Here is a 22,984-nt window from a genome sequence, read left to right as displayed (position 1 = left end):
CAGGTTATTACCATTTGCGCCTTCGACACGGATAACACGGCCTTTTTTAGCTTTACGCCGTTTTTCTGGTATCGCTATTTCACGGACACCAGAGAGATACTGACCAGTTAATGATGCCTCATTTGTCATCACATCTTCGGGGGTTCCCTCGGCAACAACAAAACCACCATGCACACCCGCACCAGGTCCCATATCGACAACATAATCTGCCAGCCGGATCGCATCTTCATCATGTTCCACGACCAGCACCGTATTGCCAAGGTCGCGTAAGCGTATCAAGGTCGATAGTAACCGGTCATTATCACGCTGATGTAGACCAATCGAAGGTTCATCAAGAACATAGAGAACACCAGTCAGGCCAGATCCAATTTGTGACGCCAAACGGATACGCTGTGATTCGCCGCCAGACAATGTGCCTGAATTACGCGCCATTGACAGATAGTTCAGACCGACATTGACCAGAAACCCTAGGCGTTCGTTGATTTCCTTGAGAATACGTGCCGCAATTTCAGATTGCTGGCCTTCAAGCCGTGAGCCCAAGGTAGAGAACCATTCGCGCGCATCTCCAATCGATAGACGGGCAACATCTGAGATATCATGCATATCGATTTTCACAGCCAGGGATTCGGCTTTTAATCGTTTGCCAGCACATGAATCACAAGCATGATTGGCTCTGAATTTCTCCAGCTCTTCACGCACCCATGACGAATCAGTTTCGCGATAACGACGAGCCAAATTCGGCATAATGCCTTCAAATGGCTTTGTTGTCCGGTAAGACCGCATACCGTCATCAAATTCCATCGTTACAGGCATCTTGCCTGATCCATGTAGAATGATTGACTTGGTATCATCATCTAAATCATAGAACGGCACATCAAGGGAAAAATTAAATTGTTTGGCAAGCGATTCTAGCGTCTGCATATAATATCGTGCGGTGCTCGATGCCCAAGGCGCTAAGGCGCCACCACGCAGCGTTGTTTGTTGATCCGGCACGACAAGTTGTTCATCAAAGTGACTGCTGACACCTAATCCGTCACAGGCAGGACAAGCACCAAACGGATTGTTGAATGAAAATAGTCGTGGTTCGATTTCATCAATACTGAAACCTGACTCAGGACAAGCAAAGCGTGCTGAAAACACTGTCCGCCCCGCATGACGACCAGCTACATCACCATCCTGTTCATCTGACGTTTTATCAAGGCTTTCGGCTGTATCGGCATAGGCAAGACCGTCAGCAAGCGCCAGTGCTGTTTCTAACGAATCAGCCAGCCGCGTAGCCAGTTCATCCAGATCACCCTTGATAATGACCCGATCAACGACAACTTCAATGTCATGCTTACGTTTTTTATCTAGTTCAGGCGTGTCATCAATATCATACAGCGCCCCATCAATGCGGACTCGGCTAAAGCCTTTCCGATTAAGTTCACCAAGTTCTTTACGATATTCACCTTTGCGGCCACGAACGATAGGAGCCAGCAGGTATAATCTGGTGCCTTGCTCCATCGCCAGCAGGATATCAACCATCTGGCTAACAGTCTGGCTCCGGATAGGCAAACCGGTTGCAGGCGAATAGGGAATACCCACACGTGCCCACAACAACCGCATATAATCATATATTTCAGTGACAGTACCAACGGTCGAACGCGGATTGCGAGACGTGGTTTTCTGTTCAATAGAAATTGCCGGCGACAGGCCTTCAATCAAATCAACATCAGGCTTCTGCATCATTTCAAGAAACTGACGCGCATATGCGGACAGCGATTCGACATAACGACGCTGTCCCTCGGCGTAGATTGTATCAAACGCGAGCGAAGATTTTCCAGATCCTGATAATCCTGTCAGCACGACCAGTCTGTCTCTGGGTAAATCAATATCTACATTTGATAGATTATGCTCCCTTGCGCCACGTACAGAAATCATTCGTGGTTCATAGGTTTTATCTTGAGAAGAAATATCTTTGACCCGCTGTGATAGCGACGTATTTTTTGTATCATTTGGCATGGCGCGAATATAGCCATTTCCTGGTAGATTTTGCTAGTGCTTTTGATGTGGAAAACTCTTTTATCTAAAAATAAATAACCCAATTATCTTGTCAGCAGGGGGGTGAGATGCGTAATCTGCGAACTTGAAACAAATTTAGGAGACAATCGATCATGGCTGGCAGTGTAAACAAAGTAACTTTGGTCGGTAATTTGGGGCGTGACCCCGAAGTGCGTTCAACACAGGATGGTGCCAAGATCGTGCAATTATCGTTGGCAACGTCTGAACGTTGGAAAGATCGTAATTCTGGTGAACAACGCGAACGTACCGAATGGCATCGTGTCGTTATTTTTAACGAAAATTTGGGTCGAATTGCCGAACAATATCTGCGTAAAGGCTCTACATGCTACATTGAAGGGCAATTACAAACGCGTAAATGGACAGACAATCAAGGCGTCGAAAAATATACAACTGAGGTCGTTCTGCAACGTTATCGCGGCGAGTTGACCTTGCTTGGTGGTCGTGGTGATAGCGGCGGTGGCGGCAGCTATGGCGGCGGTGATAGCGGTGCAGGATCAAGTTCAGGAAATGATGGCGGTTTTGGCGGCGGCTCAAGCACAGCATCACCCCCCCCTCCGATGCGTGATAGCAATGATCTTGATGACGATATTCCATTTTAAATCAATAACTTAAATTTCATTTATAAAGCGATGCTTTTGAATTTTCATAAGTATCGTTTTTTTTTACTTTGCGTAACAATATGTAGTGTTACGGTTTTGTTTCATGCTATATATGTAGCCATATAAGCACACTTTTGTGCGCCATAAGCGAGACACATGTGACCGAGACCACAAGCCCAAAAAGTCCTATCATTTCCATTTCTGATGAAATGCGGAAATCCTATCTTGATTATGCGATGAGCGTTATCGTTTCACGTGCATTACCCGATGTTCGTGATGGATTGAAGCCAGTTCACAGACGTATTCTATATGCGATGATGGAAGGCAATTATGACTGGACAAAGCCACCACGTAAATCAGCCCGTATTGTTGGTGACGTTATGGGTAATTACCATCCGCATGGTGATAGCTCTATATATGAAGCTATGGTGCGAATGGCGCAGGATTTTTCAATGCGCCTTCCACTTGTCGATGGTCAGGGAAATTTTGGTTCGGTTGATGGCGACCCTGCGGCGGCCATGCGTTATACAGAGTCAAGACTTGCCCGAGCAGCCGAGAGCTTGTTACGCGACATTGACAAGAATACCGTTGAATTCGCGCAGAATTATGACGAAACCCAACTAGAACCTACTGTTCTGCCCGCAGAATATCCAAACCTGCTGGTCAATGGCGCTAATGGTATTGCTGTTGGTATGGCAACCAACATCCCACCCCACAATCCAGGCGAGGTAATTGCCGCTTGTGAGGCCTATGTAAATAATCCCGAAATAACCACCGAAGAACTGACCGAGATTGTACCGGGGCCTGATTTCCCAACTGGCGCGCTTATTATGGGACGCCATGGCATCCGCGAGGCGTATAGAACTGGACGCGGGTCTATCATCATGCGCGCCCGTGCCGAGGTGCAAACCAACGCCAAAGACCGCGAATCAATCATTGTTCATGAAATTCCCTATCAGGTTAACAAAGCACAGCTACTGGAACGTATCGGTGAAATGGTCCGTGATAAAGTTCTGGAAGGTATTTCCGACATTCGCGACGAATCCGATCGTACCGGTATGCGCATTGTCATTGAGGTCAAGCGTGATGCCGCAGGAGATGTGGTACTGAACCAACTTTACCGCCATACACGATTGCAAACGAGCTTCCCCGTTAATATGCTGGCCATGAATGCTGGCCGGCCAATCCAGATGGGGCTAAAAGACGTTATCGAGGCCTTTTGTGAGTTTCGTAAAGATGTTGTTATCAAGCGGACAACATTTTTGCTCAATAAATCGCGAGACCGTGCGCATATTCTGGCTGGTCTGATGGTTGCGCTTGCGTCTATTGACGAAATCATAGAGCTGATCAAAAAAGCGCCAGATACCGAAACAGCGCGTAATGAACTTTGTGCCAAAGCCTGGCCAGCGCATGAAGTTGGCGCTTTTATAAAGCTGATTGATGATCCCGGTCATGCGGTTATCGACGATCACTATAAACTGTCTGACATACAAGCCCGTGCTATTCTCGAACTTCGATTACAGCGCTTGACGGGAATGGAACGTGATAAACTGGCTGCTGAAACTCAGGAGCTTGCTGATAAAATTGCCGATTATCTGGATATACTTGGATCAGATACGCGCGTTAGTCAGGTCGTGCTTGACGAGCTTGTAGCCACGCGTGAACGCCTGTCGGATGATCGGCGCACCGAAATCACCGATCAATTGGCTGATCAGGATGATGAAGACCTGATCCAGCAAGAAGATATGGTGGTGACGGTGTCTCATCGTGGCTATATCAAGCGCGTGCCATTATCAATCTATCGTGCCCAGCGTCGTGGTGGTAAAGGCCGTGCAGGCATGAAAACGCGTGATGAAGATTTTGTAACTCGTCTATTTGTCACCAATACACATACGCCAATTCTATTCTTTACCTCAAAAGGTATGGTTTACCAGCTTAAATGCTACAAATTACCCGAATCGGCACCGCAATCGCTTGGTAAAGCTATGGTGAATTTGCTACCTATCGCACCAGAAGAAACCATTAACACCGTGATGCCTATGCCCGATGATGAAAGTTCATGGGGTGACCTGAATGTTATGTTCGCGACCGCATCAGGCAATGTACGGCGTAATAACCTAAGTGATTTCACCAATATCAAGCGCAATGGTAAAATCGCCATGAAAATGCAGGATGGTGACGAGCTGGTTGGGGTGATCCCCTGTAATGATGACGATGACGTGTTGATGGCTACCCGCAATGGTAAGGCCATCCGCTTTGCCGCCAATGCTGTCCGTGTGTTCCGTGGCCGTGACTCGACCGGTGTGCGCGGTATAAAGTTGCTTGGTAAAGATCGTGTTGTGTCGATGTCTATCATTGCTGACCCTGAAAATGAGTTTATTCTGTCAGTGACTGAAAATGGCTATGGCAAACGCACACCTATAAAAGATTACCGGCAATCTGGCCGCGGCGGGCAGGGCGTTGCCAATATAGAAATTTCACCGCGAAATGGCCAGGTGATGGCTTCCTTTACCGTTGTGGAAGAGGATCAACTCATGTTGGTTACCAATCAGGGCCAAATCATCCGTATCCGGGTGCATGGTGGTGAAGGGGACTCTATCCGCATTGCCAGTCGTAAGACGCTTGGCGTGCGGTTATTCGACGTTGCCGATGATAATGACGAAAAGGTTGTCTCAGCTGGCCTCATTCATGAAAGCGATGATGATGACGGTGATCATGATGATGTTGCTGCTACTGCTAACGGTGAGGGCAGTGATGACACCGTTACGGTGTCCAATACTGAAATCCAAACCGAGACTGAGGCTTTCAAACCCGACAATACCGTCGCGCCAGACGAAGAGGCATAAATGGGTCAGCGCATTGTCATGTATCCTGGTACGTTTGACCCGCTTACCTTTGGCCATATCGATATCATCCAACGTGCGGCTCGCCTTGGCGATCATCTGATTGTGGCGGTGGCAGAAAATGCCGGAAAAAACCCGGTTTTATCAGGTGATGAAAGATGTGAACTGGTGTCATCACATATAAAACTGCTTATGGATACAGATAAACTGCCAAATACTGTTTCGGTAAAACGGTTTTCAACCCTTTTAACTGATTTTGCCGCCAGTGAAGGCGTTACCGCAGTTGTTCGTGGATTACGCGCCGTATCCGATTTTGAATATGAGTTTCAGATGGCCAGTATAAATAAAAGACTCCATGGTGAGCTTGAAACCATATTTATGATGGCTGCCGAACAACAACATTTTGTCGCGTCTCGTTTTGTCAAAGAAGTTGCGCGTTATGGTGGCGACATTTCCAGCTTTGTACCTAATGATATAGCGGATGCGCTGAAAGCAAAGTTGCGTGGTAAATAAAGACTTATAATCACTCACTCTTATTTGTACGAAAACCCAGCAATCACACCATTTTGGGCTTTACAGTAATTCGGTCATTCTTTATACGATGTGACACCATATTTGATCCATTAGATTTTGCTTTGTTTATTTACCAAGCGTCTAGTTAAGTTTCAAATTAACCGATTTATCGGGCGCGTAGCTCAGTTGGTAGAGCAAGTGACTTTTAATCACTGGGTCACAGGTTCGAATCCTGTCGCGCTCACCATCCATTTCCAAGCGAATATGGATCAACCCCCGACCTTGAAACCAAGGCCGGGGGTTTTTTGTGCGGATAGCCCCAGGGAGAAAAAGCTATACCGACACAGAAACACCATCCTTATCAAGGGCAATCACAGACCCTGATGAGTCTTGAAAACAGGCAAAAAATTCATCCGGACGCATAATGTCGCTGATTGATGTGATTAATTGAGGAGCAGATTGGTTGTTCATCAATACGGATCGTGTCTTTGATTGGACATTTAGCGCCTTAAAAAATGTGACTTTCAGCGTTTGCATGATTTGACCTTTAATAAGTTTGGTTTCGTTTTTTCTCTGCTCATTTCTCTTTATTAGCATTACATGTATTAAATAAACGTTTACGGCGTTTCACATCTAAGTGATCACTTCAAAAATTTGGCTGAAGAGGAAAATGCGATTAGACTTAAGACAAATAGTAGTGCTTCGTCTTGTTGCGTAGACCCTGGCCTTCTTACCTGGAACTTCCTCGAACTCATAGTCCATCATATCCAGAACAAATGAGAGTTTAATGACCACAACCCCAACCAACCCCTTTGCGAGCATCACATCAGCATCCACTGGCGACAATGGATCCGAAGTATCTGGAACTAATGACTATGAAGGAGGGGGTAATGCCGGACAGCTAAAGGGGCAGGGCACCGTTAAAGTTAACCGATTTAGCCGTTTAGCTTTCACCGGAACAGCAAGGCAGTTATTCGGCATCCATTTTGTCAATATTTTGCTGTCTTTAGTGACTTTGGGTGTTTGGATACCATGGGCGCGAGTACGCAATCGCCGTTTTTTCTATGGGAATACAAGGGTTCTGGATAACGGTATTGACTATCTTGCTACTGGGTTTGCTTTATTCAAAGGCTGGGTCTTGGTGCTTTTCGCATTTCTGATTTTCTACATAACACCATATTTTGCCGAAGGCTTGCCCTATATACAGGAAGGGCTCAGCATCATTTTTATGTTTATTTATCCTTGGGCGCTCACCAAATCCATATATTTCAATGCGCGTAATCTAGCATGGCGTGATGTACGCTTTGACTGGCAGGGTGGGTATTTTGGTGCAGCCTGGTATTTTTTTCTATTTCCTATCATCAGCATTTTATCTTTGGGTCTGCTTATTCCATTAATGTCATGCAAAGCCCGGCAATATATCGTTAATAACTATCGCTTTGGCCAAGCCTCCTTTGATGCCAGACTTGAAATAGGCTCATTCTATGGCGCCGCTATCCAGACTATATTCGCGTTTATTTTTATGCTGATAATCGTGTCTATTATTTCTGTTGGACTGGTTTTTGTGGCATTAGGTAATCAGATGACATTCTCGATATTTGATAATTTTATACTTTTGACCACGCTAGAAACACCACAAGTTGTTAAGTATGCCCTCTATTTCATCCCTGTACTGTTTTTAGCTATTTTTTATGCCACAGGGGCATTTTATCACGCTTCGACGCGTAACATTATGGTCAATGCCCTGCATCTGCATGGTGGTGTGAAATTCCGTTCTGAACTGTCCGGCAGCAAACTAGCCTGGATTATGATATCTAATAGCCTAGCCATTATATTGTCCTTTGGGCTTCTATGGCCATGGGCGCAGGTGCGCCGCTATCGCTATTTGGTAGAATCAACACAATTGCGCCCTTCAGATAACATTGACAGCTTTGTCGACAGTCAATCACGGGCAGGGCATTCTATCGGTGATGCAGCTAGTGATGCAGGCGGAATAGAGTTACAGTTTTAGATATGCAAATCCTAGGCACTATCACCTTTAAGAACTCCACCAGCCGCAGCACGGCCGCATTGCTCATCAATGAGCCAAATCAAGAGACAGGAACGCTCTATCTGGCGATTCAAGATGGGGGTGTGCCTTATGCGGTCGAAATTGCACATGTGACTACACCAATGGCCGGCGAAGACAGGCGTTTCACGCTGACAGATGGCAATGTACTACATTTTCCAACAGACACGATTCCAGATGAACTAACACCCTATCTACCACCATCAGCCTCGCGATGGCGTATCATACACAATTTTGAGCAGGTTAACCCAAAGGGTATGCTTGTTGTGCTGTTGCTGATCATCGGCATTCTATATGGATTTCGTCTGTCCATAGAACCAGTAGGTGATTTTGCCGCCCGCCTTATTTCGCCAAAACATGAACAGATAATTGGCGAAACAACCTTAGCACAGCTTGATTTATTATTGTTTAAAAACAGTGCGTTAGAAAAAGACGCAAAACAAAGACTAGAAGAAAGATTTAAAGCTTTATTGGCGTTGCAAACAGAAAATAATAGCGCCATTAAGTTGGTATTTCGTTCAGCGCCAGCAATTGGGCCAAATGCGTTTGCCTTGCCAGGTAATATAATCGTCTTATTGGATGAAATGGTTGAATTTGCAGATGATGACGATCTCATAACAGCTATTTTAGCGCATGAGATTGCACATGTAACCAAGCGGCATGCTATGCGCTATATAACAAGAAGTGCCTTACTTACAACTGGTGCGGCTGTCATATTTGGCGCTGATGATAGTGTGTTAGAAGAATTAGCATCGATTGGTGGCGGACTGGTTCTTGCCAAATTCTCACGTGCGTTTGAACTTGAGGCCGATCAACAAGGCGCAGAGGATATGCAACGTCTTGGACTTGATCCGGATAAAATTTCTATTCTATTCGATAAGATAGAGGTTGAATGTTCTGGTAACTGCGACGGTGGTGGCTATTTTTCATCACATCCAAGTTTCGCTGAACGCAGGTCAAATCTGGATAGATATTGAGTATTTAGCTCAGCAATTAGGTGATTAGTTGTAGTTTGAGCTAGGCGAGGTTTCTAGGTGACGTCAATAATGGTCACTCATGGACACTTATGTGCACTTGTAAGGGATTATAGAATATATAGATTTTGTCGCATAATTTATATTATGCGTAATAACAGATGTGTAAATATGGATCCTATGGATCCAACGAAACCACATATTAATCCAGTGTAAAGCTAAGCCCATCAACGCCTGGCTCAACATGAGCTGGACATAATTCAGACAGCGTTGCGTAATCAGCCTCTAAACCAAGATGCGTAAGCACAGCATGCTTTGGCTTCATCGCTTCAATCCATGCAAAGGTATTTTCATAATGACTATGAGAAGAATGTGGCTCGGGCCGTAAAGCCTCAACAATCCACAGATCAAGATTGTTTAATTTGGCAAAACTTTCTTCGGGCATATCGATCACATCGGTCGAATAACCAAACTTGCCGTTAAACACAAAACCAAGCGACGATATGTTGCCATGCTCCTGATGTAATACATCAATGGTGATCGATCCAAAGTTAAGCGTTTGCCCAGCTTCGATTTCTGTCACATCCATCGGTGGCACAAAATAGGAAGGTGATTTAGGGTTCTTGGTAAACAGATAAGGAAATCGGTTAACGATGTCCGTACGGCTTGATGCTGTTGCATAAAGTGGGATGATATTGCGGTCTGGCCAGTAAAAGGCACGCAAATCATCAAGTCCGGCCACATGGTCAGAATGCGTATGTGTAATCAAAACCGCATCGATTTTTTTCAGCATATGCGGCAAAAGCTGGTTCCGAATATCTGGGCCCGCATCTACTAGAATGGTAGTGTCATCATTCTGAATGAGTATCGCACAGCGTTGACGCCGATTACGCGGATCATTTGGATCACAGGCGCCCCAACCAGCATTACCAAGCGCAGGCACCCCAACAGACGTTCCACAGCCAAGCATCGTTACTTTCATACTTAAGCCATCCTGTTAAAAAGCCGAAGCGTGTTTTCATAGGTCTGCACGGCCATGTTATCTATTGTCTGGCCGCGCACATCAGCCAACCTAGCAAGTGTATGCGCTGTATAAGCCGGTTCATTTGTTTTACCACGATGTGGCATTGGTGCTAAGAATGGCGCATCCGTCTCAACCAGCAGTCGGTCAGCAGGTATTTCAGCCGCTATGGCACGAAGTTCATCTGACTTGTTAAACGTCAAAATCCCCGAAAAACTGACGTAAAACCCAACATCAACAGCACGCTGGGCTAATTCAGCCCCCGAACTGAAACAATGTAAAACGCCGCGAAAGGCACCTTTTTTCATCTCATCCTCAATGATATCAGCCATATCACTATCAGCATCCCGCGCATGCACAATAATAGGCAAGTCAAGTTGACGGGCTGCTTCGATTTGTGTGCGGAAACTTTGAGCCTGTAAATCACGTGGCGCGTGATCATAAAAATAATCCAGCCCGGCCTCGCCGATTGCCACGCATTTCGGATGTGTGGCCAAGCCAAGAAACGCATCAAGGTTACAAGCATCGGCTTCACGTCCCGCTTCATGCGGATGGACACCAACACTGAACCAGACATTATCATAGCTTTCGGCAATTTTACGCGGCGCATCAGCCGTACTGAGCTTCACGCCAATGCTGATAATCCGTTCAACACCGGCATCCCCTGCCCGCGCAATGATCTGTGGTAGCTCATCGGCAAATTGTGGATAGTCAAGATGTGCGTGGCTATCAATGATGGCTGGGCTTACAGTCATGAGGAGATCTCGTCTTCGACAAAACGTGGAAATACAGGCTCTGGTTTGCCAATAACATGACCAGTCGCAAGTCGCGCCTGACCAGCAAGCGTATCAAAACCGCGTGCAGTGGCATCAACACCAAGTTGATCCAGAATTTTTGCTGTTGATTGCGGCATGAATGGCTGTGCCAGAATAGCAAATTGACGGATAATTTCGGCTAGAACTGCCAAAACCTCTTGCATGCGCGCAGGATCAGTTTTTTTCAAACCCCAAGGTGCCTGACTATCCACATAGCGATTAGCCGCGGCGATGACATCCCATATAGACTTTAGGGCTTCATGAAAGCCTTGCTGGTCGATATGAATGCGCACCTGGTCCAGCAACGCATCGCAAGCGGTCAATATGGCACTATCTTCAGATGATGGGGACACGGGCAAAGCGGGTATTACGCCTTCACAATTTTTGAAAATCATGGAAATAACCCGCTGGCTTAGATTGCCTAGATCATTTGCAAGATCACTATTCATCCTTTGTATCATCGCCTGCACGGAAAAATCACCATCTTTACCAAATGGCACTTCGCGCATCAGGAAATAGCGCGTTTGATCTAGGCCATATGTTTCAGATAAAGCTACTGGATCTATGACATTACCAAGTGATTTTGAAATTTTCTGACCTTCATTTGTCCACCAGCCATGCGCAAAGACACGTTTTGGCAAAGGCAGATCAGCTGCCATAAGAAACGCTGGCCAATAGACAGCATGGAACCGCAGGATATCCTTGCCCACCATATGTAAATCAGCTGGCCAAAGCGTTTCATATGTTTCAGCATTGCCAAATGCGCCATCGACCGGCCAGCCAGTTGCAGTAATATAATTGGTTAGGGCATCAAGCCATACATACATAACGTGCGCATCATCATCTGGCACAGGCACGCCCCATTTGAAGCTAGCACGGCTCACAGATAAATCGCGCAAGCCCCCTTTAACAAAGCTTTTCACTTCATTAAAGCGGCTTGCAGGCGCAACAAAATCAGGGTTTGCTTCATAAAAAGCCAGTAATTTGTCCTGAAACTTTGACAAAGCAAAAAAATATGATGGCTCTTCGACCCACTCAACCGGCGCACCTGATGGTGCTTTGCCATCGACGATTTCATCCTTGGTATAAAAGGCCTCATCGCGAACCGCATACCAGCCTGCATAAGTATCAAGCCTGATATAACCTTTATCCAGCAAAATGCGCCATATTTGCTGGCACGCTAATTTGTGACGTTCTTCGGTTGTGCGAATAAAATCATCATTTGAAAAATTCAATTGGGTTGTTAGATCACGAAAATTCTGACTCACAGCATTGGTAAATTCTTGAGGTGATATGCCAGCGACCTGTGCCGCTTTTTCAACCTTTTGACCATGCTCGTCAGTACCTGTCAGAAACTTTACCTCAAACCCATCAAGGCGTTTGAAGCGCGCCATGACATCACAGGCAAGTGTTGTATAGGCATGGCCAATATGTGGCTTATCATTCACATAATATATTGGCGTTGTAATATAAAACTTCTTGGACATTATCTAAGCCTGTCATATGGATTTATTATATTGGTTAGATCAAACAAAAACCGTATCAGTGGAATAGCCTTATATTAGTTATCAGAGCAACTGTTTCTGGTGCATTTGGGTAATTTGGCGCAGTAAAAAATGTGGAAAATCAAGATACAAGGCTTCAGCAGGTGCGGCGGCAGTAACAAAATCACGATGCAGTTCGGCCAAATGCGAGACCGAATGACGTTCAGACAGTAAATTCAGCACAGGCGCTTCAAAGCCATCTATATCTTCTGTTGATGCGCTGGCCTTATGGCGTGCAGCCTTTGAAAGCAGACGTTCAAGCAGATAAACGGCCCCTTCCCGCGTTTCACGCCCTGCGCCGCCGCCCTTGCCCCATTTGCCACATAAGGTCGATAAGGCGACAATATCAAGCTTTTGTGATGCCATTAAAGCACAAACAGCCTGATAACAATCAGCAGCACCGCTTTGCGCTAGAGATACCGCCCGGCCAGGTGCCCCATCACAAAGCCCAGCCAGAAGATTTATATGGTTTTCATCAGCGTCAGGCCAAATTGATGTAAGGGCTTTGCGGCAATCATCCTGACTAAGTTGTTGCATGCGAAACTGCCGACAACGTGACAGAATTGTTGGAGGCAATCGGCCCGGACGAGATGATATCAGAAAGATAATTGTATTTACTGGCGGCTCTTCAAGCAATTTAAGCATGGCGTTCGCGCCATTACGATTGATTTCATCCATAGAATCTATAACCGCAACACGCATTTTCCCGCGTCCCGGACTATGCATCATAAAAGGATGCATAGCTCTAATCTGATCAATCTTAATCTGTCCGGATTTGTTATCTTCTTCGCGCGGATAAATCGCCATAAAATCGGGATGCGCGCCATTTAACACCTGTTTGGCGCCAGGGTCATTAAGATCAAGCGAGAAATCTGTTGGCACATCGCCGAATAACGCCTCAGCTGGTTCCGCGTCGGACAGCAACCAGGCCGCAGCCATATAGGCCATACTGGCTTTACCAATACCGTTGGGGCCAGTGAGCAACCATGCGTGATGCAACCGTTCCGATGACCGCGCTGATGCCAATGCCATTTTAAAATCAGCATGGCCATACAGGCTGTTTGGATTCAGACGCGCTAGGGGATTGGACTGGGTTTTTACAGCCATTTATCCAGCGTCCTTCATAGCCATCAACGTTGCAACCTTATTACGGATAATGTCTGCTATCGCTGATGTGGACTTGCTTGCGTCAACAATCACAAAGCGATCTAAATTCTTATTGGCAAGCTGTAAAAAGGCATCACGCACTTTCTGATGAAAGCTAAGACCTTTTTCTTCAAAGCGGGTTTCATCATCATCACGGTTGCCTGCCCGGGCAAGACCAGTTTTGGCATCCATATCCATCAAAAACGTTAAATCAGGTATCACATTGCCACAAGCAAGCTTTGTCAAAGTAGCAACAGCCTGTGCATCAACCCCGCCAACGATCCCTTGGTAAATTGTTGTTGAATCAAAAAACCGATCTGAAATAACAATTTTATGCTGTGCAAGCGCTGGCTCAATAACGTTCTTTATATGCTCATGACGCGATGCCGACATCAACAAAGCTTCGGTTATAGGTTGCCAGCGGTCGCTTGCGCCGCGTACTAGAAGATCACGAATAAGTTCCGCCCCTTCGGTGCCACCCGGTTCTCTGGTAACGACAAGTTCAGTATTTAAAAATTCACTTTCAAGCCATTTAACAAGACTCTGAATTTGCGTTGTTTTACCGCTTCCCTCACCACCTTCAAATGTTATTAAAATTCCACTCATTTTAAGGCCAATCTAGTTTGTAGCGTTTGTGCCTGCACCAGCTCCAAAAATCAGATATTTAAAAGCGGCACCAATACGGTCAAAGACGCCAAGTTCCGCAACGTCATTCGCAGCCAGAAGATCTATCTTTTCACTGTTCGTTTTGCCTTCAATGGTCAATACGCCAAGTTTTTGACCTTTGGAAATGGGAGCCGACACAGGGTCAATCCAGTTGACAGACATCTTCAGATGCCGTCGTTCATCACGCGACAATACACGGTGCAGCGGATCAGCCAAAACCAGATCAACAGTTGGCATTTTTCCGAGCCATACATTTGCCACATCAACCATCTCATTAGCCTCAAAGAAACGGTATTGCTTGAATTCACGGAATGTTAAATCTATCAGACGACGAGATTCAGCTGAACGCTGTTTCATGCTTGTCATGCCGTTCAAGACCATGACAACGCGCTGTCCTTCTCGGATAGCAGAGCCAACAACACCATAACCTGACTCTTTTGTATGACCTGTTTTCAAACCGTCTGCACCGACTGTTCCATAAACCAGCGGATTTCGGTTAGGTTGATCAATGCCGTTATATTCAAACCGTTTCTTTTTAAACATTGGATATAAATCAGGGTATTCATCGATAGGAAATCGAGAAATCAACGCAGATGACAAGATGTTCAAGTCTTTAGCCGTGGTGGTCAATTCTGGATCAGGCCACCCTGTCGAATTACGAAAAACAGTGTTTTCCATACCAAGTTTCTGAGCCCAGAAATTCATTTCTTCGGCAAAAGATTCTTCGGTACCTGCAATGCCTTCGGCAATCACAATGGCGGCATCATTGCCCGATTGAACAATGACACCATTCAAAAGGTCACTTACGGTTACGAATGACCCAACTTCGAGAAATGATCTTGAACCGCCTTTACGCCATGCCTTCTCAGAAACCTGAAACTTGTCACTCAGCGATAGACCACCTTCCCTGATACGCTCAAAAGCAATAAAGACAGTCATTATTTTAGCCATAGAAGCTGGCTTCATTTGCATGTTTGCATTTTTCTGAAACAGAACCTTACCTGAGTCAAAATCGGTGATATAAGCAAATTCTGCTGGTGTCGTTATTTCGGTTGCACCTGCGCTATTTGAGATGGTCAACCATGATGCAGTGATAAAGACCGAAATAACGGTCAGGTGCAATAATCTCTTTAGCATTAGCAATCCTGTTTACTCATTTAACATTTTACGTTTATTGCGCATTAAAAGTGGCAATAAAATGACTTATGAAACATTTTGTCAGTCAACTATAATACGGGCACCGGTGAAGCCCATATTAACGACACTATCAAGTAGCTTATCTGCGGTTTTAACTTCGCCAATAGGTCCCAGTCTGACGCGGTACAGTGTCTGCCCGGCTTTATCAACCGAGGATACTTCACCATCACCTATTGATGAAACTTTTGCCAATACATTTGACGCATTGCTTTTGGCGTGAAAGGCACCAATCTGCACCCAGATATTAGTGGTTATTGGGGCCACTTCAATGACCTCTCCCACCCGGGCATTTGCTAGCAATTCAATAGCTGATTGCGGAACCACATCTGCCGGTTTCGCTTTCTTTGAGTTTGATCGTGTCGTCAGGCTCACCTTAGGCTGAACAACCGCGTCTGTTTCGGGCATGGCTTGTGCCAATCCCGACAGTTCAGGAAATTTTCCGGCTTTAGCAAGTTGTTCAAGGCGCAGACTTTGTTCGGCAAGCACCTGCACTCTAACGCGCGCCAATCCGTTATCTTTATAGCCTATAAGACGCGCTGATGCACGCGACAGGTCTATTATGCGGCCAGCCACAAAGGGACCACGGTCATTTATACGAACCACAAGTGATTTACCATTATCAAGATTTGTGACACGAACAACACTTGGCATTGGCAAGGTTTTATGTGCGGCGGTTATTCTCTCAGGATCAAAAATCTCACCATTTGCGGTCAATTTACCGGCAAATTCATCACCATACCATGACCCGATACCAGTCTCATCATAAGCTAAGTCTCGGTCTGGATAATACCAGATACCAGCAACCTGATAAGGATTACCTATTTTATAACGGGGTGCAGCCTTTACCCCTCCAGCACCAATACCATCTTTAGTAGCCTTGCCAACTTTCCAGTTCACACCATCACTATCGGACTGTTGCGCAGTGTTGCTTTTCTTGCTTTTCTTAAAAAGATCAACAGCAAGCTCGGCGGTGGTACACCCTTGAAGCAAAAACGCTCCCAGCAAAACAACAAACAAAAATCGAAACATAATCATGGGCTATTTATCCAGTGACTACCTTAACGTGTCTGAAAGATGGCCAATGGCCAAAGCATAGTAATTCGAACGATTCCAAGCCAGAATTGAGTCGAAATTACTATAAGCAAGAAATGCTGGCCCATCAGAACCTGACGGCATGATCAATCGCGCCTTAAAATCTGCGGTCGGCAATGCAGACCCATCAACAGCCAGCACACCTGCTGACGCCCATTTTGCAAGCTTCACATTCGTTTTAGCGTCAGCCAATTGCATGGCTGTCTTGCCATTCATTGTAAGGTTCTTTGGTATTGAAACCTTGCGCCCCCAAGTCCGGTCATCTCGCCACCCAGCTTGCGACAGATAATAGGCTGTAGAGGCAAAAACATCTTCAGTTGTTGCCCATATATCGCGCTGGCCGTCACCATGCCAGTCAACAGCGTAGGACAAGAAGCTGGATGGCATGAATTGGCTTTGTCCCATTGCGCCAGCCCATGACCCCTTCATATTGGCCGCGGTGATATGGCCTTCTTCAAGTATCTGCAACGCATTCAGAAGTTCTTTGCGAAAATAGGCGCTCCGGCGTCCATCATAAGCCAAGGTGGCCAACGAATGTGGAACGTTGAATGAACCAAGATAACGACCAAAACTGGTTTCAACACCCCAGAATGTGATGATAAAACGCTTTTGGACGCCATATTTTTTGGATACTTTCGTTAGAATTTCATCATGTTCTATCATTTTTTCGGCGGCAATGCGCTGCCGCGCTTTTGAAACAACTTTGCCAAGATACTCTTCAAACGTCATTTTGAATTCAGGTTGATTTCGATCCAGCTCTATGACCCTAGGAATTGGTTTAGCGTTACCAAGTGCTTCATCAAAAACCTTATCCGAGATACCGCGCGCTTTGGCGTCAATGCGGAATTCGGCTAGCCATTGCTCGAAAGACTGACTTTGCGCAAAAGCTGGATGCACAAACAGCAAACATATGGATGCCAAACCAACTATAAAGAAACGTGTCATTGATTTGGCTCCCACCAGTCTAGCTGTTTGCAATTTAAGATATGACAACATCATTTATGTCATCATTATTCAACATATATATGCTAATGCGGAAGACTGTTTTCGAGCAACTACAGATTACAGAAATTTACGAAATTTGTCGTCTTTTGACGGATTTATACATCTATCACAATTTTCTGCCCCGTATTACGTCCCAGACGCGTCTGTAAGGCGATGCCAAGTAGCGGCGGTACGATCAGCAATGTCGCCAAAGTGGACAAAGCCAGTCCTCCAAACACCACCACACCAATGCCCCGATATAATTCAGATCCAGCTCCAGGGAAAATCACCAAAGGCACCAGCCCAAATAAAGATGTCAGTGTCGACATGAAAATCGGACGTATCCGATTGCGCGTAGCTTCGAGTATGGCATCAGCTGGTGACAAACCCTCTTCACGCAAATGCAACACGGTCTGCTCAATCAGCAATATTGCATTATTGACTACCACACCTGTTAAAATCACAAAACCAAGCATGGTCAGCATATCGAGTGGCTGACGAACAAATAGATTCAACAAAGCCAGACCACCAATCCCCCCAGCGGCCGCAACAGGAATAGCTAACAAAATAATAAGCGGCATGATAAAGCTGCGAAGTAAAATGACCATTAGCAGGAAAATGACAACAATAGCGGTTACAACATTTGACTGCATCGCTTTCCATGTCTGATCCATTGCACTTGCCGCGCCACGTAACGAGATAGATACCCCAGCGTCACGCGCCATGACATTGATTTCAGGCAATATCTCGGTTTCGATCTGTTGCACTGCATCCTCTAATGTGATCGTCTCATTTGGCCGTAACTGCAAGGACAGAGATTGCTTGCCTCCAAGACGATTAATGTTGCCGGGGGCACTGACTATGTCAATTTTCGCTAACTGATCAAGGCGAATGATATTTCCGCTACGGGTCACAATGGGGATCGTATTAAGGGCGGCTGCGCTCATATTTTGCGCTTCCTTGCCAGACAGCACCATATCTATAAGTTCACCTTCAATCGGAACCTCAATAACATTGGCGCCATCGTTAAAAATATCCACCGCCGCCGACAATTCTCGAACCGTAACGCCAGCACGTGCCAATGCTGTTAAATCTGGTGTGATACGAATTTGTGGCGCCCCTGATGATAGGCTAGGAATGGCACGAAGTTGATTCCCTTCACGTCGGGTAAATTTTGCTTCCAATGCGTTGTTCAATGCCAAAGCTATGGGCATGATGTCGTCACGATTATTTCCGGATATATCAACCCGAATTGACCGTGATCCTCCAACTGAGCGCCCAAATAACGAAGCTTGTTGAACAAAGGCCCGGGCGCCTGGAACGTCAAATATAGGGCGCATTAAGACCATGCGAAGATCAGACACGCGGCTTGGATCAACCGATGACGCCCCGGCGAAAGCGCCACCTGAATAAGCAACAAAGAAAAACCGCTCGATGGCAGGTGGGCCGCCCTGTTCTGTATTACCTTCCCATAATGGGCGCGCAGCTGCTTCCATCTTTTCGGCTATACGCAGGGTTTCGTCGATCGAATATCCCTCTGGTACGATGATGCGTCCAAAAGCAAAATTGGCATTACCGTCCGGCAGATAGTCTAGTTGTGGGGCAAAGCGATAGCTGGCAAAACCAGTACATAGCAAAATAGCGACAACTACCAATGCCCCGATAAATCCACGTTTCACTGTCACCCGCACATAGCGCAAAATCAGATTGGAAAAGAAACGTGCCGCATGGTCAATGCCCGGAATGGGAAACAGACGTTCATATTTATCACCTGCCCCAGCAAGCAACCGTGATGCAAGAGCTGGGATTACGGTAACGGACACCACAACCGAAATCAGAACAGCAACCGAAATGGCAATACCAATGTCCCTGAACAACTGACCAACTGGAAGATCAAGCATCAAAATCGGCACAAACACCAAAACAGTCGTCAGTGCAGACCCAAGAATAGGCGCCCAGACCTGACGAGCGCCCAAGAAAGCCGCGTTCTGAGCTTTCATCCCACGCTGCCGTAAGCGGAATATATTTTCAAGGCTGACAATCGAAGCATCGACAACCATACCAACTGCAAATGCCAATCCGGCAAGCGAGATCACATTGATTGACAAACCCAAACCTGCAATGGCCACAAAGGTACCTATAATCGATACGGGAATGGCCGCAAAAATGATGGCCGCTGGCAGTAACGAACGTAAGAACAATAAAAGAACAAATAGTGCCAGCATCCCACCAATCCAGATGTTCTGCTGAACAAGATCAATCGCTGACTCGATATATTTTGTTTCATCATATACAAGATTAAGCTCTAAGCCACGTGGCGATAACTCAGTCTTGTTCAATGCCGCTATTTCTTCGCGCAAACGCTGCATTGTTGTAACAACATTGGTGCCCTGTTCACGCAAGGCATTAATAATAATGGCCTCTTTACCATTAAGCCGCCTGAAACTAGTGCGCTTTTGAACGCGCAAATCAACTGACGCCACATCCGACAATAAGATAGGCACGATCGTTCCGGAAGATGACACATCGGTTCGCAGAACAATTCTACCGGCTGTATCTGGCGTGTAATTCTCGGATTCGGTGCGCACTGCATAGGTTCTTTTGCCCTCGGTTATCACACCAACGGACATCATTGATGATGATGAACGCAAAGCGGTGATAACTTCGGTTAAAGTCAATTTATACTGAATGAGTTTATCGGGATCGATAATGACCCGCATTTCAGAGCGACCACCCCCATTAAAACCAACCTCGGCTACGCCTTCGATGCGCCCTAGGGGATCGATGATATTGGTTTCAAGAAAAGCTCCTAAAGTTTCAAGATTTACCTCATTATCATCCTTTGCAACAAGTGCTAGCCTGGCTATCGGGCTGTCATCTGAATTTGAGGTTCTTACGCGTGGCGTTTGCGCATCATCAGGTAAATCATTTACGGCTGATAACCGACTTAGCAGCAAAACAAGCGCCTTATCCATATCCTGTTTTACATTATATGTCAGGGTGATGCGTGTGCGCCCAAAAGATGAACGGGATTGTAATTCTTCGACGCCATTAAGCGAGGCCAACTCACCTTCCAACCGCGTCACAACCTCACGGTCTATATCTTCAGGAGATGCCCCTGGCCAGTTAACTCTGACTTCAAGAATTGGTTTTTCAATATCAGGACTCATCTGAATCGGTATGTCGCGAATAGCCACAATACCAAACAATATTGCAAGCAACACCAAGGCCAGAACAGCTACAGGACGCTCGATGGCAGCCTTGATCAAACTCCCCATCAGTTTGCGTCCTTACTACCGGAAAATGTCATAGTTCGCTCTTGGCCACCTGGAAGGCCACGAATAACAAGGTCACCGTTCATCTCTTCACCCTTTTCCGTACCCTTAAACTCAAGGTCAATCACACCAAAAGGTAAAACTTTTTTAGCAATGAAATTGACGCTGTTGCCCGCTTTTACAACCTTCACTTCTTCACCGTCAAAAAAGGATTTTTCTTTGCCCTGGATAAAAGTGCCTGTGCTTTCACCGCGTGGCGACATCCATTTCAACGTCCATACAACACCTTTAGGTTTGGCTTTTCCATCTGGTTTGCCCGATGGCTTGCCACCGGGTTCTTTAACCGCTTCACCATCTGAAAGCTGTTCATTCCCGCGGATGATAACCTCTTGCCCTGCGGTAAGACCTGACAGCACTATAAAGCTATCGGCAACAGCACTCCCGAGCTTAATTGGTGTGCGCACAGCTTTACCTTCTGCAAACACATATACAATATGACCATTCGAAACTGGCAGAACCGCATCTTTTGGTACCGTCACGACCGGTGCCGGGCTCGTTGTTGGGATCTGCAGAACTATAACTACATTATCCGCCTGTAATGTTGATGGCAAAGCTCCATCAACGGTAAAGCGCATTGTCCGGGTGCCCGTGCGGGCATTTTGAACAGGTAAAAGCACCCGCGGCTTTAGCATGATCTTATCACCGCCAAGACCCGCACCTCGAATTTGGTTGGAAAGATCAAAATTCTTCAACAAATTTTCTGGAATTTCGGCTTCGATTTCAAAATCCGCCGGATCCAGTATCCTGGCAATCACGTCACCTTCACGTGCATAGCCAGATCTGTAATCAGTAAGATAGATAATCTGGCCACTTCTATTAGCTGTTAATGTGGTAGCAGAAATATCGGATTTAAGCTGACGAATATCAGTTTTGATGCGCGACATGGCTGTCTTTGATTGCTGAAGTTGTATCTCTTTGCGAGCAATGGCGTGTTCACGCGTTAAAACCTGTTGGCGCGCGATAAGGCTTGCATTCAGCGCCGTTTCAGCGCCTTCAGCAGATAAAGCATTTACGCTGGCCAGCTCGCGCGCACGCGAAGCTTTACTTGCCAATAATATTGCTTGTTCTTTCGTAATTTCTAATAAACTACGCTCACCTTGCAGATCAGAGTCAATCTCGTCATGCCGCAATTGTGCCTCAGTGAGGCCTATTTCAAGCAAGGTAAGGCGCGCGTCTAACTTATCCGTATTTTGCTGCGCAATTTTCTGCCCCGATTTGACAAAATCACCAATTTTTAGGGGCGCTAGTTTTATCCTGGCATTGGTAAAAGCGGTAACAGCATCGGATGCACCAGACGTTACGCGCCCTTGCACATCAGCAAAATTTGACAGAACCTGCCTCTCTGCTGGTGCTGTTTCAACCGTGCTTGGGCCACCGTACTGCGCGTAAGCTGGCTGTATGACGATAAACAAAAACAATAAAGAAACGCGCGGTAATACAAATTCAAATTGACCTGTGTGCAGACCAGACATTGCCAGATATTGAAACAAACCTTTGTAATTTAACCTGCACACTAAAAACGTCTCCAATATTGATTAATAAACCGATTTAATATAGTCCGCTTTTGGATGAAAACAAACGAAACCATCCGAACCTCGTTATTTTATTCATTTTTTGCAATATTTCTGAAAAACGTGCGTTCAGCATATTGACACAGACGCCCTATTTCCGTTACTTCCACAGTCACGGAGAGATGGCAGAGTGGTTGAATGCACCGGTCTTGAAAACCGGCATAGGTGCGAGCCTATCCAGGGTTCGAATCCCTGTCTCTCCGCCACACCCCCTTATCTTTACCTCATAAAATAGCTTAATGTATGCCCGTTACCCCCTGATTATATGGGATATTTCTTGGCAAATGAGTTATTTTTTGGCTGCTGCTGGTTGACTGTCTTAATAAATTGATGACTCTGGTGCTTGATGGGACGCGCCAGACCAGATTTGATGCCCAGATTCCATAATTAGTGTTGACGAACAGAAATCCATCGACGCATCACTATTCTGATCTACGAGAATTATGGCAATCCCCTCGGATAGTAATTTTTTTAACGCGTCGTAGCACTCATCAACAACACTAGGCATTAATCCAAGTGAAAGCTCATCTACAAGCATTAGACGCGGTCTTGACA

The 22,984-nt window shown here is 45.9% G+C and carries 17 protein-coding genes, 2 tRNA genes and 1 pseudogene; 7 read left to right on the top strand and 13 right to left on the bottom strand.

Annotated elements, in window-relative coordinates; translation table 11 throughout:
• Window positions 1-1,920 (bottom strand): excinuclease ABC subunit UvrA (uvrA, locus tag ACTF7Q_RS06380; protein WP_438997021.1); only part of this gene is annotated, 1,920 nt, incomplete at its 3' end.
• A 233-nt stretch (window positions 1,921-2,153) separates the two neighbouring features.
• Here uvrA and ssb point away from each other — a divergent pair.
• The 4 genes from ssb to ACTF7Q_RS06360 all read left to right on the top strand — a co-directional run bounded on the left by ssb (window position 2,154) and on the right by ACTF7Q_RS06360 (window position 6,263).
• Window positions 2,154-2,660, top strand: a complete 507-nt coding sequence (gene ssb / locus ACTF7Q_RS06375; protein ID WP_438997019.1) for a single-stranded DNA-binding protein — start codon at window positions 2,154-2,156, stop codon at window positions 2,658-2,660.
• A gap of 209 nt (window positions 2,661-2,869) precedes the next feature.
• A complete protein-coding gene (gyrA, locus tag ACTF7Q_RS06370; protein ID WP_438997020.1) occupies window positions 2,870-5,506 on the top strand; it encodes a DNA gyrase subunit A in 2,637 nt (878 codons plus the stop codon).
• Window positions 5,507-6,016 carry a pantetheine-phosphate adenylyltransferase gene (gene coaD / locus ACTF7Q_RS06365; RefSeq protein ID WP_438997018.1) on the top strand — a complete coding sequence of 170 codons (510 nt, stop codon included), beginning with the start codon at window positions 5,507-5,509 and terminating at the stop codon, window positions 6,014-6,016.
• Window positions 6,017-6,187: 171 nt separating this feature from the next.
• A tRNA-Lys gene (locus ACTF7Q_RS06360) sits at window positions 6,188-6,263 on the top strand.
• Between the two features lie 86 nt (window positions 6,264-6,349).
• Here the strand turns inward: ACTF7Q_RS06360 and ACTF7Q_RS06355 are convergent.
• Window positions 6,350-6,553: a hypothetical protein gene (locus tag ACTF7Q_RS06355; RefSeq protein WP_438997017.1), complete on the bottom strand. Its 204-nt coding sequence runs from the start codon at window positions 6,551-6,553 to the stop codon at window positions 6,350-6,352.
• Window positions 6,554-6,803: 250 nt separating this feature from the next.
• On the opposite strand from ACTF7Q_RS06355, the gene ACTF7Q_RS06350 reads away from it, so the two are divergent.
• Both ACTF7Q_RS06350 and ACTF7Q_RS06345 read left to right on the top strand, forming a co-directional pair.
• The gene (locus ACTF7Q_RS06350) at window positions 6,804-8,027 is read left to right on the top strand and encodes a YjgN family protein (protein WP_438997016.1); all 1,224 of its coding nucleotides are present in this window, start codon (window positions 6,804-6,806) and stop codon (window positions 8,025-8,027) included.
• A 2-nt stretch (window positions 8,028-8,029) separates the two neighbouring features.
• The gene (locus tag ACTF7Q_RS06345) at window positions 8,030-9,061 is read left to right on the top strand and encodes a M48 family metallopeptidase (protein WP_438997015.1); all 1,032 of its coding nucleotides are present in this window, start codon (window positions 8,030-8,032) and stop codon (window positions 9,059-9,061) included.
• Window positions 9,062-9,260: 199 nt separating this feature from the next.
• Here ACTF7Q_RS06345 and ACTF7Q_RS06340 read toward each other — a convergent pair whose 3' ends face one another.
• From ACTF7Q_RS06340 to ACTF7Q_RS06295, 10 genes are all read right to left on the bottom strand, one after another.
• Entirely contained in the window at window positions 9,261-10,040 is a 780-nt protein-coding gene (locus tag ACTF7Q_RS06340) for an MBL fold metallo-hydrolase (RefSeq protein WP_438997014.1), read from the bottom strand.
• Between the two features lie 2 nt (window positions 10,041-10,042).
• Complete coding sequence (locus ACTF7Q_RS06335) at window positions 10,043-10,834, bottom strand: TatD family hydrolase (protein WP_438997013.1); 792 nt, start codon at window positions 10,832-10,834, stop codon at window positions 10,043-10,045.
• Complete coding sequence (metG, locus tag ACTF7Q_RS06330; protein ID WP_438997012.1) at window positions 10,831-12,381, bottom strand: methionine--tRNA ligase; 1,551 nt, start codon at window positions 12,379-12,381, stop codon at window positions 10,831-10,833. The genes ACTF7Q_RS06335 and metG overlap by 4 nt, the downstream gene beginning before the upstream one ends.
• 81 nt (window positions 12,382-12,462) lie before the next feature.
• The gene (locus tag ACTF7Q_RS06325) at window positions 12,463-13,545 is read right to left on the bottom strand and encodes a DNA polymerase III subunit delta' (protein WP_438997011.1); all 1,083 of its coding nucleotides are present in this window, start codon (window positions 13,543-13,545) and stop codon (window positions 12,463-12,465) included.
• Window positions 13,546-14,190 (bottom strand): dTMP kinase, encoded by a 645-nt coding sequence (gene tmk / locus ACTF7Q_RS06320; protein WP_438997010.1) that lies wholly within the window; start codon window positions 14,188-14,190, stop codon window positions 13,546-13,548.
• Window positions 14,191-14,202: 12 nt separating this feature from the next.
• Window positions 14,203-15,387, bottom strand: coding sequence for a D-alanyl-D-alanine carboxypeptidase family protein (locus tag ACTF7Q_RS06315; RefSeq protein WP_438997009.1), 1,185 nt, complete (start codon window positions 15,385-15,387; stop codon window positions 14,203-14,205).
• An 81-nt stretch (window positions 15,388-15,468) separates the two neighbouring features.
• On the bottom strand, window positions 15,469-16,482 hold the full coding sequence (locus ACTF7Q_RS06310) for a septal ring lytic transglycosylase RlpA family protein (protein WP_438997008.1): 1,014 nt from the start codon (window positions 16,480-16,482) through the stop codon (window positions 15,469-15,471).
• An 18-nt stretch (window positions 16,483-16,500) separates the two neighbouring features.
• Window positions 16,501-17,484, bottom strand: coding sequence for a lytic murein transglycosylase (locus ACTF7Q_RS06305; protein ID WP_438997007.1), 984 nt, complete (start codon window positions 17,482-17,484; stop codon window positions 16,501-16,503).
• Between the two features lie 155 nt (window positions 17,485-17,639).
• On the bottom strand, window positions 17,640-20,801 hold the full coding sequence (locus ACTF7Q_RS06300) for an efflux RND transporter permease subunit (protein WP_438997006.1): 3,162 nt from the start codon (window positions 20,799-20,801) through the stop codon (window positions 17,640-17,642).
• Window positions 20,801-22,372: an efflux RND transporter periplasmic adaptor subunit gene (locus ACTF7Q_RS06295; protein WP_438997005.1), complete on the bottom strand. Its 1,572-nt coding sequence runs from the start codon at window positions 22,370-22,372 to the stop codon at window positions 20,801-20,803. Before ACTF7Q_RS06295 ends, ACTF7Q_RS06300 begins: the two co-directional genes overlap by 1 nt.
• A gap of 173 nt (window positions 22,373-22,545) precedes the next feature.
• On the opposite strand from ACTF7Q_RS06295, the gene ACTF7Q_RS06290 reads away from it, so the two are divergent.
• Window positions 22,546-22,635 (top strand) — tRNA-Ser (locus ACTF7Q_RS06290).
• 113 nt (window positions 22,636-22,748) lie between these two features.
• On the opposite strand, the pseudogene ACTF7Q_RS06285 reads toward ACTF7Q_RS06290, so the two are convergent.
• A pseudogene (locus ACTF7Q_RS06285) lies at window positions 22,749-22,984 on the bottom strand (ABC transporter ATP-binding protein); the annotation flags it as partial.

The sequence above is a fragment of the Puniceispirillum sp. (SeqCode) genome (assembly GCF_965657105.1).
In the GTDB taxonomy this organism is placed as follows: Bacteria; Pseudomonadota; Alphaproteobacteria; order Puniceispirillales; family Puniceispirillaceae; genus Puniceispirillum.
The sequence above is the reverse complement of the archived record's forward strand: the minus strand, read 5'-3'. Positions and strand labels throughout refer to the sequence as shown.

What these genes read in the sequence shown, in the direction of transcription:
- coaD (WP_438997018.1), top strand. Translation starts at nt 5,507, where the DNA reads ATGGGTCAGCGCATTGTCATGTATCCTGGTACGTTTGACCCGCTTACC.
- metG (WP_438997012.1), bottom strand. Translation starts at nt 12,381, where the DNA reads ATGTCCAAGAAGTTTTATATTACAACGCCAATATATTATGTGAATGAT.
- ACTF7Q_RS06335 (WP_438997013.1), bottom strand. Translation starts at nt 10,834, where the DNA reads ATGACTGTAAGCCCAGCCATCATTGATAGCCACGCACATCTTGACTAT.
- ACTF7Q_RS06340 (WP_438997014.1), bottom strand. Translation starts at nt 10,040, where the DNA reads ATGAAAGTAACGATGCTTGGCTGTGGAACGTCTGTTGGGGTGCCTGCG.
- ACTF7Q_RS06310 (WP_438997008.1), bottom strand. Translation starts at nt 16,482, where the DNA reads ATGATTATGTTTCGATTTTTGTTTGTTGTTTTGCTGGGAGCGTTTTTG.
- ACTF7Q_RS06300 (WP_438997006.1), bottom strand. Translation starts at nt 20,801, where the DNA reads ATGGGGAGTTTGATCAAGGCTGCCATCGAGCGTCCTGTAGCTGTTCTG.
- ssb (WP_438997019.1), top strand. Translation starts at nt 2,154, where the DNA reads ATGGCTGGCAGTGTAAACAAAGTAACTTTGGTCGGTAATTTGGGGCGT.
- tmk (WP_438997010.1), bottom strand. Translation starts at nt 14,190, where the DNA reads ATGAGTGGAATTTTAATAACATTTGAAGGTGGTGAGGGAAGCGGTAAA.
- ACTF7Q_RS06345 (WP_438997015.1), top strand. Translation starts at nt 8,030, where the DNA reads ATGCAAATCCTAGGCACTATCACCTTTAAGAACTCCACCAGCCGCAGC.
- ACTF7Q_RS06355 (WP_438997017.1), bottom strand. Translation starts at nt 6,553, where the DNA reads ATGCAAACGCTGAAAGTCACATTTTTTAAGGCGCTAAATGTCCAATCA.
- gyrA (WP_438997020.1), top strand. Translation starts at nt 2,870, where the DNA reads ATGCGGAAATCCTATCTTGATTATGCGATGAGCGTTATCGTTTCACGT.
- ACTF7Q_RS06315 (WP_438997009.1), bottom strand. Translation starts at nt 15,387, where the DNA reads ATGCTAAAGAGATTATTGCACCTGACCGTTATTTCGGTCTTTATCACT.
- ACTF7Q_RS06305 (WP_438997007.1), bottom strand. Translation starts at nt 17,484, where the DNA reads ATGACACGTTTCTTTATAGTTGGTTTGGCATCCATATGTTTGCTGTTT.
- ACTF7Q_RS06350 (WP_438997016.1), top strand. Translation starts at nt 6,804, where the DNA reads ATGACCACAACCCCAACCAACCCCTTTGCGAGCATCACATCAGCATCC.
- ACTF7Q_RS06325 (WP_438997011.1), bottom strand. Translation starts at nt 13,545, where the DNA reads ATGGCTGTAAAAACCCAGTCCAATCCCCTAGCGCGTCTGAATCCAAAC.